General features: G+C 40.2%; 14 protein-coding genes and 1 tRNA gene. 1 reads left to right on the forward strand and 14 read right to left on the reverse strand.

The genetic code is table 11. The features are described 5' to 3' along the window. Positions 1–126: 126 nt before the first annotated feature. The 6 genes from trxB to BM097_RS06610 form a co-directional block, all read right to left on the reverse strand. Positions 127–1,038, reverse strand: coding sequence for a thioredoxin-disulfide reductase (gene trxB, locus BM097_RS06585; RefSeq protein WP_090547193.1), 912 nt, complete (start codon positions 1,036–1,038; stop codon positions 127–129). A gap of 12 nt (positions 1,039–1,050) precedes the next feature. Continuing rightward, positions 1,051–1,425, reverse strand: coding sequence for a RidA family protein (locus BM097_RS06590; protein WP_090547195.1), 375 nt, complete (start codon positions 1,423–1,425; stop codon positions 1,051–1,053). Positions 1,426–1,437: 12 nt separating this feature from the next. Then, positions 1,438–2,262 carry a CvfB family protein gene (locus BM097_RS06595; RefSeq protein ID WP_090547199.1) on the reverse strand — a complete coding sequence of 275 codons (825 nt, stop codon included), beginning with the start codon at positions 2,260–2,262 and terminating at the stop codon, positions 1,438–1,440. After that, a complete protein-coding gene (locus BM097_RS06600) occupies positions 2,262–2,960 on the reverse strand; it encodes an acyl-[acyl-carrier-protein] thioesterase (RefSeq protein WP_090547202.1) in 699 nt (232 codons plus the stop codon). Before BM097_RS06600 ends, BM097_RS06595 begins: the two co-directional genes overlap by 1 nt. Before the next feature lie 70 nt (positions 2,961–3,030). Continuing rightward, positions 3,031–3,102: transfer RNA gene (locus BM097_RS06605), tRNA-Gln, on the reverse strand. 90 nt (positions 3,103–3,192) lie between these two features. Beyond that, positions 3,193–3,846, reverse strand: a complete 654-nt coding sequence (locus tag BM097_RS06610) for a YigZ family protein (protein WP_090547204.1) — start codon at positions 3,844–3,846, stop codon at positions 3,193–3,195. A 54-nt stretch (positions 3,847–3,900) separates the two neighbouring features. Between BM097_RS06610 and BM097_RS06615 the strand changes: the two genes are divergently transcribed. Then, positions 3,901–6,468 (forward strand): transglycosylase domain-containing protein, encoded by a 2,568-nt coding sequence (locus BM097_RS06615; protein ID WP_090547207.1) that lies wholly within the window; start codon positions 3,901–3,903, stop codon positions 6,466–6,468. 116 nt (positions 6,469–6,584) lie between these two features. Here the strand turns inward: BM097_RS06615 and BM097_RS06620 are convergent, their stop codons facing one another. The 8 genes from BM097_RS06620 to BM097_RS06655 form a co-directional block, all read right to left on the reverse strand. After that, positions 6,585–8,705 carry a glutamine synthetase III family protein gene (locus BM097_RS06620; protein WP_090547209.1) on the reverse strand — a complete coding sequence of 707 codons (2,121 nt, stop codon included), beginning with the start codon at positions 8,703–8,705 and terminating at the stop codon, positions 6,585–6,587. A gap of 107 nt (positions 8,706–8,812) precedes the next feature. Next, entirely contained in the window at positions 8,813–9,676 is an 864-nt protein-coding gene (gene fba, locus BM097_RS06625) for a class II fructose-1,6-bisphosphate aldolase (protein ID WP_090547212.1), read from the reverse strand. Between the two features lie 79 nt (positions 9,677–9,755). Further along, positions 9,756–10,649, reverse strand: a complete 894-nt coding sequence (locus BM097_RS06630) for a diacylglycerol/lipid kinase family protein (protein ID WP_090547215.1) — start codon at positions 10,647–10,649, stop codon at positions 9,756–9,758. 18 nt (positions 10,650–10,667) lie between these two features. Then, entirely contained in the window at positions 10,668–10,916 is a 249-nt protein-coding gene (locus tag BM097_RS06635; RefSeq protein WP_090547218.1) for an HPr family phosphocarrier protein, read from the reverse strand. Between the two features lie 34 nt (positions 10,917–10,950). Beyond that, entirely contained in the window at positions 10,951–11,796 is an 846-nt protein-coding gene (whiA, locus tag BM097_RS06640) for a DNA-binding protein WhiA (protein WP_090547220.1), read from the reverse strand. Next, positions 11,797–12,669, reverse strand: a complete 873-nt coding sequence (gene rapZ, locus BM097_RS06645; protein ID WP_090547222.1) for an RNase adapter RapZ — start codon at positions 12,667–12,669, stop codon at positions 11,797–11,799. Next, positions 12,666–13,592, reverse strand: a complete 927-nt coding sequence (gene murB, locus BM097_RS06650) for a UDP-N-acetylmuramate dehydrogenase (protein WP_090547224.1) — start codon at positions 13,590–13,592, stop codon at positions 12,666–12,668. Before murB ends, rapZ begins: the two co-directional genes overlap by 4 nt. After that, positions 13,585–14,982, reverse strand: a complete 1,398-nt coding sequence (locus BM097_RS06655) for an aminopeptidase (protein ID WP_090547226.1) — start codon at positions 14,980–14,982, stop codon at positions 13,585–13,587. The genes murB and BM097_RS06655 overlap by 8 nt, the downstream gene beginning before the upstream one ends. Positions 14,983–14,994 lie beyond the last annotated feature (12 nt).

The raw sequence follows: 14,994 nt of genomic DNA on the forward strand, positions 1-14,994 counted from the left end.
CAAACTTATTACAACTGTTGTAATTATATATTTTAACAGTATATATGTCAAGCTTTGAATTTTCCTTGCTTTTTTAACAAGGATTCCCCCATTGAGATTTGTAACAATTTAGTAAACTTATTGCATTTAAAAATATTTTTGTATCGATGTAATAGCATTAGCACCATCGGCTGTTGCTGTAATCACCTGTCTCAAAGATTTTACGCGAACATCTCCAGCAACATAAATGCCCTTTGCAGATGTAGCGCAGTTCTCATCGGCAATTATATAACCGCTGTCATCCATATCAACTAAACCCGAAACAAATTCTGTGTTAGGAACTGTTCCTACAGCGATAAATATTCCTTCAACCTTTAACTCAGTTTTTTCTTCAGTGACTTTGTTTTTGATTGAAAGAGAATCAACCACTGTCTCACCATTTATGGATTCCACTACAGTGTTATATATTATTTCAATATTGTCTGCAGCCTTAACCTGTTCCTGCAAAACCTTGGCACCTCTGAATTCATCTCTTCTATGAATCAGATATACCTTCTTGCAGAATCTGGAAAGATAAATAGCATCTTCAAGTGCTACATCTCCTCCACCTACAACAGCAACTGTTTTTTCCTTAAAGAAAGCACCATCGCATGTAGCGCAGTAAGAAACACCCATGCCAGATAATTCTTCCTCACCAGGGCAGCCAAGCCTCTTATTAGAAGTGCCTGTTGCTATAATCACATTCTTGCAGGTGAAGGTCTGCTTTTTGGTAATAAGCTCCTTTGTATCTCCATTATCTACAATAGAAGAAACTCTTCCTCTAGCAAACTCAACCCCAAGCTTATCGCAGTGATTTTTCATAGCATCTGCAAGCTCCTGACCTGATGCTCCAGGAAAGCCTGGGTAATTATCTATTTCATAGGTGTTAAGAATCTGTCCGCCGCTGAGTGAGCTGGTATTTAAAACAAGGACATTTAGCCCTGCACGCTTTCCGTAGATTCCTGCAGTAAGCCCTGCTGGGCCGGCTCCTATAATTATTACATCATAAATCATAACCATTCTCCGAGAATATTATTTGATAGCTATTGCCTCAGCCTCTAATAACACATCCTTTGGGATGCGGGCAACTTCGATGCAAGAACGAGCAGGGAATGGTTCTGGGAAGTATTTCGCATATACTTCGTTAATAGCTGCAAAATCATTCATGTTCTTAATAAATACTGTAGTCTTGACAACATTAGCCATAGATGTTCCAGCAGCCTCTAAAAGTGAGCTCATGCTCTTGAATACTCTGTCTGCCTGTGCTGCTGCACCTTCTGGAATCTCTCCAGTGGCAGGATCAACTGGAATAATACCAGATGTGTAAACCATACCATTAACTTCAATGGCCTGTGAATATGGGCCAATTGCCGCAGGTGCTGATGTTGTTGAAATAACATTTTTCATAAGTGTACCCTCCTAAAGCTTTCTAATTTTACCATCGTTAAGAGAAATAAGTCTTTCTTTATAAAGTCTTCCGATTGCTCTTTTGAAAGCAGCCTTTGAAAGTCCTGTCTCTCTTTTTATAACTTCTGGAGATGCCTTTTCAGAGAAAGGTAATACTCCAGCATAGCTATCTAATAAATCGAGAATAGCCTTTGCATCATCCTCCATTTGAATGTATGCCTTATCACGAATAGTAACATCACATTTACCATCTTCCTTGATACCTGTGATTCTTACCATTAGTACATCACCAATTTTAAATTTGCTAACATCCTCATGTCTTGGAATCATAGCTGAGTATTTATCCTCAAGTGCTACGAAGGTACCAAAATCATGTCCGAATTCGTAGATTCTGGCCTCTACCTCATCACCTACCTGATATGGTGGCTTTTTAGAAAGCATTTCATAAAGGCCCTTCATGCTGGCACATAGTCTTTCACTTTTATCGATATATACTCTGACTAATATTTCATCGCCCTCTGATGGCTGCTTTGTCATTTCCTTGAAAGGAAGGAATAAATCCTTTTCAAGCCCCCAGTCCAAAAAGGCACCTACCTTATTGAGCTGGCTGACAGTAAGCACGCCCATCTGCCCAAGCATAAGCTTTGGTGTAGATGTGGTAGCAATGAGTCTGTCCTTAGAATCCTTGTATACGAATACATTTATTTCATCTCCGATAGAAGCATTTTCTGGGACCTGCTTTTTAGGAAGCAATACCCTTTCTTCTCCATCTGATAGATATACTCCGAATTCTACCTTTTTTTGTATTTTAAGCTTTTGAATTTCACCTAATTTCATTATTTGTACTCCACTATTGTAAATACTTCATCATCCTTTTTAAGGACAACCTGATAACCTGTTTCTAATTTTACCAAATATACATCTAATTCATCAAATAATAATGCAGCTTTTTTATAGCTGATATCAATGCTTGAGAATCCTTCCTCTGGCAAAAATCTACGTGTCACATCTATATAGAAAGAATTATTCATGTGGCCGTTTGTGTCGATATAATTCTCTCCTACTGTAAATGTCCCAACCTTTTCTCCTTCTTCATTGTAATGAAGCTTAGGCCGTCTAAATTCGAAAGCAGGTCTATCTGGATCTTCAGGATAAGCTGCTATCATCTTTTCATTAATACGAGCGGGACGTAAATTTTTGATATCCATTAATACCCAAAGAGAATCAGCGTAAACCAAAACCTCTCCGGCCTCATCACATATTGTATAAATACGTCTGGCCATCATGCCTCTGACCTGATATGGATATGTGGTAATCTTAATTTTTTCCAAATACTTTGGCAATCTATTGATATGTATTTCGTAGCTTGTAACAAACCAACCTCTATCCAACGGAGCAAGATAGTTAACTCCAACTCCCGCATCATCAGAATGGAAGCAACTACAATCCTGCATATAATTAACAAGACTAAAATATGTCAGATTAAGATTTGAATCTACCTCACTATAGCTAACTCGGTCTGCGTATTGATACATATCATAACTCCTATGTCATATTGCATTTATATATGAAAAAAGACCTAAGCACATTCATGCTTAGGTCTAGCTGGCCCACAAGGATTCGAACCTTGAAATGACGGAGTCAGAGTCCGTTGCCTTACCATTTGGCGATGGGCCAATGTGTCTTGTTTGTTACCGCTTTGCCGCGTCAACGAATGTTATTATAAGGCCTACTTTTGAAAAACGCAAGCACTTTTTTGAAATTTTTTTAAAAAATTAAAAGAGCGCCGTTTAAAATATCGTACTTAACCTCGTCATCCCACGTAATTTGGGCGTTTCCAGCAGTTTTGTCTGCTACAACTTTTGAAAAATTTTCTATCATTTCAACTGGAACTACAGATGAAATTACAACATCTGCTCCAAAATCTGTATTAAGAATTGGCAAATTATTTTCCCTAAGCACATATTCAATTTTGCCATATCCGTTATAGTCGGTTTTAATTGTACATGGTCTTCCATCTTTTGGTTCTAAAATTTTACATTCTTTGAGACCTTCCTGTACCGCCTGCTGATATGCTCTGACAAGTCCACCTGTACCAAGAAGAACGCCACCAAAATATCTGGTGACAACTACTACACAGTTATGGATGTTTTCTCTGAGCAATACGTCTAGCATTGGACGTCCTGCAGTCTGGGCTGGCTCGCCATCATCATTACATCTGGTGATTTCGTTGTTTTCTCCTATTACAAATGCAGAGCAATTATGTCTGGCATCCCAATATTCCTTTTTTATTGCGGCAATAAATGTAATTGCCTCTTCTTCTGTTTTGGCAGGTGAGACATGGGCGATAAATCTGGATTTCTTCTCCTCGATTTCTCCTACGCCACCTTCATATATTATTTTAAAGCTCTTATTTTCCATAGGTTTATTATAATTGATAATTTTGGTATAATGAAGTCTAAATTGGAGGTTATTATGAATTACGGAAAAGAAAACGCGGCTAAGCAATCCGCTAAACTAGCTGGACGTAAGAAGCGAAAACGCCACAGTGCCAGTCTTGCTATTATTCGTTTGGCACTTATTTGCATCGTTTCTGTGTTCCTAGGCGGTGGCATATTTGCTTACCTCTATGCAAGAAATTTGATAAACCAGTTACCAGATGTATCTACTATAGATATTTCACCAACTGGCTATATGAGTAAAGTTTATGATTCAGATGGAAATGAAATCGAAACCCTGGCTTCAACAGGTGCCAATAGAACCTATGTTACTCTTGATCAAATTCCAGAAGATTTGCAGCATGCTTTTGTTGCAATCGAAGATTCTCGTTTTTACGAGCACAATGGTATAGACCCACAGGGTATCTTACGAGCTGCTATGGACGGTGTTTTAAATGGCTTTCATTTTTCACAGGGTGCCAGCACACTTACCCAGCAGTTACTAAAGAACAATTATTTCACCACCTGGACATCTGAACACACCAAGATGGACAGTATCAATCGAAAGATTCAGGAGCAATACCTGGCAGTTCAATTAGAGAAGATTGTTCCAAAATCTACTATATTGGAAAACTACCTTAACAGTATCAACTTGGGACAAAACACTTTAGGTGTTGAGGCAGCTGCTGAAAGATACTTTAATAAATCAGTTTCAGATTTAACTCTTTCAGAGAGCGCAGTAATTGCAGGAATCACACAGAATCCATCACGCTACAACCCAATTACTCACCCTGAAGATAATGCAAAACGTCGTAAAAAAGTTCTTGGTGATATGTTAGACCAGGGCTACATATCTGAAAGCCAATACGAAGAAGCTTTGGCAGATGATGTTTACGATAGAATACAGGTGCTTAACACAGCACTTGCTACAACATCTACTTCTTATTTTGTAGATGCACTTACAGATGAAGTTGTAAATGATTTGGAAGAGCGCTTAGGCTACAGCGAGTCCGAGGCTTACTCCTTCCTTTATTCAGGTGGTTTATCAATTTATTCCACACAGGATTCAGCAATCCAAAATATTGTTCAAGAAGAAATTAACAACACAGCTAATTACAAAAACATCGAGAAGATTTCCTTCTCTTACAGATTAACTCTTAACAAGGCTGATGGCTCAACAGCAAATTATTCAGACATCACAATGTTGAATTACATTAAGGCCAGCAGCTCACGTTCTAATCTGGAATATGACACTGAAGAAGAGGCTGCAGCTGCCATTGAGGAATATAAAGCTGCTGTTATGGAAGAGGGAGACACCGTTGCCGGTGAATCAGTCACATATACTCTTCAGCCACAGGCTGCTATGACAATCATGGATCAGACAACAGGACATGTAGTTGCTATGGTAGGTGGTAGAGGCGATAAAACGGCCGCTAAGACACTTAATCGTGCTACAGGTATTACAAGACAGCCTGGTTCTACTTTCAAGATTATTGCCTGCTATGCAGCCGCACTTGATGCTGGTGGCATGACACTTGCTTCAGTTGAAAATGATATGCCAACTACATACGCTGATGGCACATCACTTAAAAACTACAACAATAAATACCTTGGCTGGACCAACATCAGAACAGCCATTACTAATTCAATTAACGTTGTTACTGTAGAGGTTATTCAGGATATCGGCACAGGCCTTGGTTATCAATATGCCAAGGATTTAGGTATTACTACATTATCTGATAAAGATAACAATGCAGCCCTTGCTCTTGGTGGTATCACAAAGGGTGTTACAAACCTTGATTTGACTGCTGCCTATGCCACAATCGCAAATGGCGGTGAATACAATCAGCCAATCTTCTATACTACTGTTGTAGATCATCAGGGAAATATAATTCTTGATAACAGAGAAAACGCTTCTAGACAGGTATTAAAGCCTACAACAGCATGGTTACTTACAAGTGCCATGAAGGATGTTATGACATCTGGTACAGGTACTGCTGCTAATTTTGATGGCATGACCGTTGCTGGTAAGTCTGGTACAACTACTAAAAACAAAGACACTGTATTTGCCGGCTTCACACCATACTATACAGGCGTCATTTGGGGTGGATATGATGACAATACACCTCAAAGCTATACAACTTACTCTAAGGTGATTTGGAAGGCCGTTATGAGCCGAATTCACCAAGGATTAGCCCAAAAGGATTTCACAATGCCTAGCGACATAGTTGCTTGTCAGGTATGTAGAAAATCTGGAAAGCTTGCAATTAATGGAGTATGTGACCACGACCCTAGAGGTTCAATGGTTTACACTGAATATTTTGAAAAGGGTACTGAGCCTACTGAGACTTGCGATAAGCATTATTTAGGATATGTTTGTACTCAGTCCCACATGTTTGCTAATTCAACCTGCCCTAACTATGGCGGCGTATTCATTGTAGATGGCGCCCCTGGTTCAGAAGATGAGCCATTCTCAGTTAATGCGGCAACCTTCGGACAATATTGTCCACTTCATCCTGGCGAACCTCTTCCTAACTCAGGACAGATTGGTGGCGGTGAATCCGCGGAAGGCGAAGGCAAGATTGAAGTTATCGGTGGTGACTAATATTAGGTATAAAAACCCCCCGTAGGTAACAAGCTATAATAAAACCCTGCTTCACATTTTAGTGATGCAGGGTTTTTATTATGCTTGTGACCGTAACGAGGTGTTTTTTAATTTCATTAGACCTCGAAGATCATATCGCCGTAGCTTGGCATTGGCCAAGAATCCTTGTCTACAATCATTTCAAGAGCATCTACTGGAGCACGAAGGGCTTCCATAGCCTTTACTACTTCGTCGTGATAGTAGTTAGCCTTCTCACAGCTAGAAGCTTTCATGGTGTATGCCTTCTCGTTTGTTTCCTTGAGATTTACGAGGGCTTCCTTTGTTTCCTTAAGATAGTTAGATACCTTAATTAAAAGCTCCTTCTGAGTGCTTACATCGGCCTCAGGGCAGGCATCTGCAATTGTGCCTATAGAAAGTCCAAGTTCTGTAGCATAGCTTATTACAGCAGGAATAATCTGCTTAGAAGCCATATCTATCATTGTACGAGCCTCGATATTGATTGACTTAATATACTGCTCGTATTCGATTTCTGCACGTGATTCAAGCTCTACCCTTGAGAATACCTTAAACTTCTCAAACATAGAAACTGTAGCATCTGTAGTAAGTGCTGGAATAGCCTCAACAAATGAATTGATACTTGGTAAGCCTCTCTTTTTAGCTTCCTCAATCCACTCATCTCCGTAGCCGTTTCCGTTAAATACGATACGCTGATGAGCTGTTGCAAGCTTCTTAATCATATCATGAACTGCAACATCGAAATCTGCTGCCTTTTCAAGCTCATCACATGCTTCGCAAAGAGCTTCTGCCATGATTGTATTAAGAACTACGTTTGGCTCTCCAACTGAATCCTGTGAACCTACCATTCTGAATTCAAACTTATTTCCTGTGAAAGCAAAAGGTGATGTACGGTTTCTATCTGTAGCATCTTTTCTGAAATCTGGAAGAGTTCTAACACCTGTATCAAGCTTTTCGCCCTTCTTTGATTTTGTAGCTGTTCCTGTAGAAATAAGCTGTGTTAAAACGTCCTGTAGCTGCTCGCCAAGGTAAACAGAGATAATAACTGGAGGTGCTTCATTACCACCAAGTCTTTGGTCATTTCCAACATCTGATGCTGACTCACGAAGCAAATCAGCGTGAAGGTCTACTGCCTTAAGAACAAGGCAAAGTACCAATAAGAACTGTATATTCTCATGTGGTGATTTGCCTGGCTCAAATAGGTTGATTCCATCATCTGTTACAAGTGACCAGTTGTCGTGCTTTCCTGAACCATTTACACCAGCAAATGGCTTTTCATGAAGAAGGCACTGTAAACCATGACGGTTAGCAACCTTTCTAAGAGTCTCCATAATAATCTGATTATGGTCAACTGCAACATTACACTGTGCATAGATTGGAGCTAGCTCGTGCTGTGCAGGAGCAACCTCGTTATGCTGTGTCTTTGATGATACACCAAGCTTCCAGAGCTCTATGTTTACGTCACGCATATAGGCCTCAATACGCTCTGGAATAGCACCGAAGTAATGGTCGTCCATCTCCTGTCCTTTAGGAGGCATAGCGCCAAATAATGTGCGTCCTGTGTACATCAAATCTTTTCTTGCGAGATACATTTCACGATCAATCAGGAAGTATTCCTGCTCGGCACCAACTGAAGGAGTAACGCGCTTTGATGTGGTATTTCCAAATAATCTAAGTAAACGAATAGCCTGCTCAGATAAAACCTCCATTGAACGAAGCAATGGTGTCTTCTGATCAAGAGCTTCACCGGTGTACGAACAGAAAGCTGTTGGGATACAGAGTGTGGCACCTGCAGCATCCTGTCTAACAAATGCTGGAGATGTTGGGTCCCATGCTGTATAGCCTCTAGCCTCAAATGTGGCTCTAAGTCCGCCTGAAGGGAATGAAGAAGCATCTGGTTCACCCTTTATAAGCTCCTTACCAGAAAAGCTCATTAGAACCTTTCCGCTTGGAAGTGGTGCTGAAATAAATGAATCATGCTTTTCAGCAGTAATGCCTGTAAGTGGCTGGAACCAGTGTGTGTAGTGGGTTGCTCCCTTTTCAATGGCCCACTCCTTCATTTCGTGTGCAATAACATCAGCAGTCTCTAAATCAAGCTCTTCACCTGCAAGGATTGTCTGCTTCAGTTTCTGATAAGTCTTCTTTGGGAGACGCTCCTGCATAACGCTGTCGTTGAATACATTCTCTCCAAAGATATCTGCCACATTAAAAAATTCTTCCATGTATTGTAGTATCCTTTCCCATAACATATATAAAGAAAGACAATCAGCAAGATTTCCCACCGATTGTCTTTCCATAGTTCAACTAAAAGCTAAACCGACAAATCGGCTTAGGCCTTTCCAACTGAACCAAAAAGTTCCATCTTTTCTTTAACTGTAGCCTTGATAGCATCTGTACCAGGAGCAAGAAGCTTACGTGGATCAAATCCCTTACCTTCAAGATCCTTACCTGCCTCAATGTACTTACGTGTTGCATCAGCAAATGAAAGCTGGCACTCTGTATTAACGTTAATCTTTGAAACACCAAGCTCGATAGCTTTCTTAATCATATCAGCTGGGATACCTGTACCACCGTGAAGAACGAGTGGCATAGCACCTGTCTTCTGCTGAATAGCATCAAGTGTCTCAAATGAAAGTCCCTGCCAGTTTTCTGGGTACTTACCGTGGATGTTACCGATACCAGCTGCAAGCATATCTACGCCAAGATCAGCGATTGTCTTGCACTCGTTAGGATCAGCACACTCGCCCATACCTACAACGCCGTCTTCCTCGCCGCCGATTGAACCAACTTCGCACTCGATTGAAAGTCCAAGACCATGAGCTACGTTAACAAGCTCTGTAGACTTTGCAAGGTTCTCCTCGAATGGATAGTGTGAACCATCAAACATGATTGATGTGAAACCAGCCTTAATGCACTTGTAGCATCCTTCGTATGTACCGTGATCAAGGTGAAGTGCTACAGGAACTGTAATACCAAGCTCCTCATCCATAGCGCGAACCATAGCTGCAACTGTACCAAAACCTGTCATGTACTTACCAGCACCCTCAGAAACACCAAGGATTACAGGAGAGTTAAGCTCCTGAGCTGTAAGAAGAATGGCCTTTGTCCACTCAAGGTTGTTAATGTTAAACTGACCAACTGCATAGTGGCCTGCTTTTGCTTTATCAAGCATTTCTTTTGCAGAAACTAACATAAATTATTCCTCCATATATGCGTATTAGGTTCTGTAATTAGAACCCCATCTAACCGAAATTTTAACATAATGAATATTTCTATTCAATAGCTATTTCTAAGGCTCCCTTTTCATCAATGATGGAAACCGCCTTGTGATTACCGCCAAATTCACCATCTAAGGTCCATGGCACCTCTTCACTACAGGTGAGCTTTATATTTGAAGTTTGGAATGAATATACCATGTCTGAATCAGGGATAATGCCTGTCATGAAGCCGATTATCTCGTTTAATTCCATAGGGTTTTTAGGCATTCTGATGAGAGTAACTTCGAAAACTCCATCATTTAAACCTATATCTCCTCTGATGATTCCCTGGAAACCACCTACGGATTTTGAATTGGTAATCATTCCATAAATAAATTCATCATAAACAACATTGCCATCATATTCCACCTGCATTCTGAAGGATGGAATATCCCTAAGTTGCTTTGCTCCTTCGATGATATAAGCTGCGTGTCCTAAAACATTTTTCATATCCTGTGGTGTAGCATAGGAAACTTCTGTAAAAATACCAAATGCAGCTACATAAACAAATGAATCCGAATTAAAATTTCCTATATCACATGGGAAAAGATTATCGGATACACTTATATGAGCTGCATTCAACATATTCTTATCGATACCAAGAGAATTACCGAAATCGTTAGTCGAACCAGCTGGTATATACCCTATAGGCTTTCTTTGGTCTACAGGTAATTGCATCATTCCTGTAACCACCTCGTCTAAGGTACCATCACCACCAGAGCAAACGATTCTATCAAATTCCTTAGCTCTTTCAATTGTCTGTACGGTAGCATCTCCGCCAGATTGTGTTATATGTACACTAACCTGGTAGCCTGCCTTAACCATAATGTCTAGGATGTCAGCAAGATGTTCTTTTATTTGTCCCTTTCCTGAGCGTGGGTTAACTATAAATAATAATCTCTTTGACATATTATCCTCTTATATAAATTATTTTGTAAGGAAATCAGAAAGTTCAGCTACTGCCTTCTCTTCATCATCACCACTTGCATCAATAACCACTGTAGAACCAGATGCTAAAACTAAACTCATCATTCCCATGATACTTTTGGCATTAACCTTTTTCTCATCCATTTCGAAATAGATTGAGCTAGCGAACTGATTAGCTAACTGCACCAAATGTGCGATTGGTGTAGCTTCCATTGAATTTGACATCTGGATTGTAACTTGTTTTTGCATGACTTCCTCCTGAAAAACTAAAACCTATGCTGGCCTATCTGTATTCATCTGCTATTTTTGCCAGCTTTTTCAATCGATGATTCACTCCCGATTTTCCAATAGGTGGGTCCAAATACTGACCTAAAGAACCTAGGGGCGTATCCGGATACTCCAACCTGACTGCTGCAATCTCCTGAAGGGGCTGTGGAAGATTATCCAAGCCAAGCCTTTCTTCTATTAGGTTGATATCCTCTATCTGCCTAACCGCTGCGCTAACAGTCTTTCCTATATTGGCCGTTTCGCAATTTACCTTGCGATTAATAGTGCCTCGCACTTCTTTTACTACGCGAATGTTTTCAAGCTCCATTACGGAATGGGCCGCTTCCATTACCCTAAGAATTTCGACTATCTGTGCGCCTTCCTTAAGGTATACAACGTATTTGCCAGTACGGCAAACGTATTTGGCCTCAACCTCAAATACATTCATGGCCTTTACAAGCTGTACAGCCTGTGATTCCTGATTGCAGACTATTTCGAAATGATATCCCTTATTAGGATCTGAAATAGAACCTGCCACCAAAAATGCCCCGCGAATAAATGAACGCTTACAGCATGGTTGCTGAATAAGCAAATCATTTACCTTTGAACAGTCTTTATTTAGCTTAACCATTTTTATGGTCTCTAAATAGACATCAGCCGAAAGTGCTGTGACATCTTTCCCTATATTACGTGTTTTATTTAATAAAGTAAAGACTTTTCTTAATAATGCATCATCTGAAATACTTTTGTGTATATCATTACCTAGCATTAGAAAAATCCCAGCGAGCTCTGCTATAACACAATGTCGGCTCTTTGGGATTATTGAAAAAAGTTCTTCTTTGACATCTTTTGAAAACGACAATTACTTTCCTCTCAACGCATCCTTCCCAATATCTCGATGCTCTATTTTAAGTCCGTAAGACTCGTCACTGTTAAGTGCATTAAAGATTTCATCAGCCAGGCAAACACTTCTGTGCTTACCACCTGTACAGCCTACTGCTATTACCAGCTGATTCTTTCCTTCTTTTATGTAATTAGGTATTAAGAATTTAATTAAATCGGTGGTCTTCTCAAGGAATATCTGAGCCTCATCATATTTGAGTACAAAATCCTTGATAGGCTGATCATTTCCTGTAAATGGACGAAGATCTGTATCATAGTATGGATTTGGTAAAAATCTAACGTCGAATACTAAATCAGCATCCTCTGGAATGCCATATTTGAAGCCAAAGGAAATGATTGTTACAAATAAGCTCTTATAATCTACATCATCTACGAAAATTTTCTCAAGCTCTGCTTTTAGCTCTCTGGTAAGAAGATGTGTAGTATCTATAACATAATCAGCTTCGTCTCTAAGGAAGCCGATTGACTCTCTTTCTTTAACAATACCTGCAGCGATTCTCTCACGACCTGATAATGGATGATTACGTCTAGTCTCCTTATATCTTTTAATAAGGACATCATCCTCAGCATCAAGAAAAAGTATAGAAAATTTCTTGTTATCGTTATCCAATTCCTGCAAAATATCCGGCAAAAGCTTCATGGATCTGCCGTTACGAACATCAATACCCACTACAATTTTCTCATCAAATGCGCCGTTTTCAGCCAACTCCACTACGCTCTTGAGCAATTGTATAGGCAAATTATCCACACAGTAATATCCCATATCTTCTAGCATTTTAAATGCAGTACTTTTGCCTGCTCCTGACATTCCTGTGAGAATTAATAAGTTCAATTGATGTCCCTCCCTATAATTCTTACCTCTGGGGTAAGATGAACTCCGAATTTATTGAAGACAATATCGTCTACATTATGCATAAGCTTAAGCACATCTGCTGCAGTGGCATTGTCCTTATTTATTACAAAGCCGCAATGCTTTTCTGAAACCTGTGCTCCGCCTACACTATAGCCTCTAAGGCCCGCATCGTCAATAAGCTTTCCAGCAAAATACCCCTCTGGACGCTTAAAGGTTGAACCAGCGCTTGGAAAATTCAAAGGCTGCTTTGCCACACGCTGGCTTCTGATTTCATCTATTTTAGCCTTTATTTCGGTCTTATCGCCTGGCTGAAGCTTAAGGACAACCTGTGTTACATAGCCGCCCTTCTCCATAAGTGCTGAATGTCTATAAGACAAATCAAGCTCTTCTGGATTTAGCACCTGTTCTTTTAAATCAGCTGTTAATACTGTGACTGATTCAAGAACATCCTTTATTTCGCCACCGTAGGCCCCTGCATTCATATAAACAGCTCCGCCCAAGGTGCCTGGAATTCCTGATGCAAACTCTAGACCTGTAAGACCAGCATCTGCTGCAGCATTTGCAACTGTAGATAACAGTGCTCCTGCTCCAACAACAATAGTGTCACCACTGACTGTGATTTCACCTGATTTCTTGCCTAGTGCAACAACAACGCCCTCAATTCCTGCATCTGAAACCAAAAGATTACTGCCATTACCAATAACAGTAAAAGGCACATCCTCCTCTTTTAAAAAGCGGAGGATGCCTGTAATATCACTATAATCTGGCTCTACATATATATCTGCAGGGCCACCAATCCTAAAGGTGGTATGTGCCTTCATTGGCTCGTTGCAAAGAACAACGGACTGTGGAAAGCTTTCAGCTAATTTCTTTGCAATTGCTGCGTATTTCTCATTAAGCATACTTAATAAACGCCTCGTATCCTAATAATGCTTCGTATAAATCAACCTTTGAAATGATTTCACATGGTGCATGCATTGAAAGAACTGCAACACCTGAATCAATAACCTGCATGTTGTAGTTGCCCATAATGTAAGCGATTGTTCCGCCGCCACCCTGGTCTACCTTACCAAGCTCTGCTGTCTGCCAGCAAACGTTATCCTTGTCCATGATAGCGCGAACTTCACCAACGTACTCTGCGCATGCATCATTTGAACCGCTCTTTCCTCTAGCGCCTGTGTATTTGTTGAATACAAGACCACGTCCAAGGTAAGCTGCATTGTTCTTTTCAAATGCTGAAGCATAGTTTGGATCAAGTGCTGCAGAAACATCTGATGAAAGAACCTTTGAATTTGTAAGAGCGCGACGGAGCTTAAGCTCTGAATAGTCTCCTACACAGTTGTAAAGTTCAGCTAAAGTATTCTCGAAGAACTTAGACTGCATACCTGTTGCACCTACTGAACCGATTTCTTCCTTATCAACAAGAAGTGCACAAGCTGTCTTGTTAAGCTTCTTTGTTGTGTTTGCAAGTGCCATAAATGAAGGGTATGCACATACTCTATCATCGTGACCGTAGCCTAAAATCATAGAGCGGTCAAAACCGAAATCACGTGCTGGTCCTGCTGGAACAACTTCGATTTCTGCAGAGATGAAATCCTCTTCCTCAATATCGTACTTATCCTTGAGAAGCTTAAGGATGTTCTTCTTAACAGATTCCTTTTCCTTCTCACCCTTCTTATCGAAGCCAGGAATGCTTCCAACGATTACGTTAAGGTCCTCGCCTTCAACAACCTTAGCACCCTTTTTATCCATCTGGTCTGCTGCAAGGTGGATAAGAAGATCAGAAATACCAAATACAGGATCTGACTCATCTTCACCAACGTTTACATTAACAACCTCGCCAGTCTTCTTTACAAGAACGCCATGAAGGGCAAGTGGAATAGTAACCCACTGATACTTCTTAATTCCACCATAGTAATGTGTATCAAGAAGTGCCATATCTGTATCTTCGTAAAGTGGATTCTGCTTTAAATCCATTCTTGGGCTATCAATATGAGCGCCAAGGATATTTAAACCATTTTCAAGTGGCTCTGTTCCGATGTTGAACATTGCAAGCATCTTGCCCTTATTTACAGCATATACTCTATCGCCTGCCTTAAGCTTTTTGCCCTTAGCAATTACATCATTTAAATCTAAATAACCAGCTTCCTTAGCCTTTTCAACGAAGAATTCTACACATTCTCTTTCAGTCTTGCACTGTGAAAGGAACTGTCTGTATTCCTCACCAAATTCCATAACCTTTTTTACATCTTTTTCAGATGTATACTTGCTCCATGCGTTTTTACGTTCCATAAATCTAAAACT

Source organism: Pseudobutyrivibrio sp. OR37 (assembly GCF_900113655.1).
Classification (GTDB): Bacteria; Bacillota; Clostridia; order Lachnospirales; family Lachnospiraceae; genus Pseudobutyrivibrio.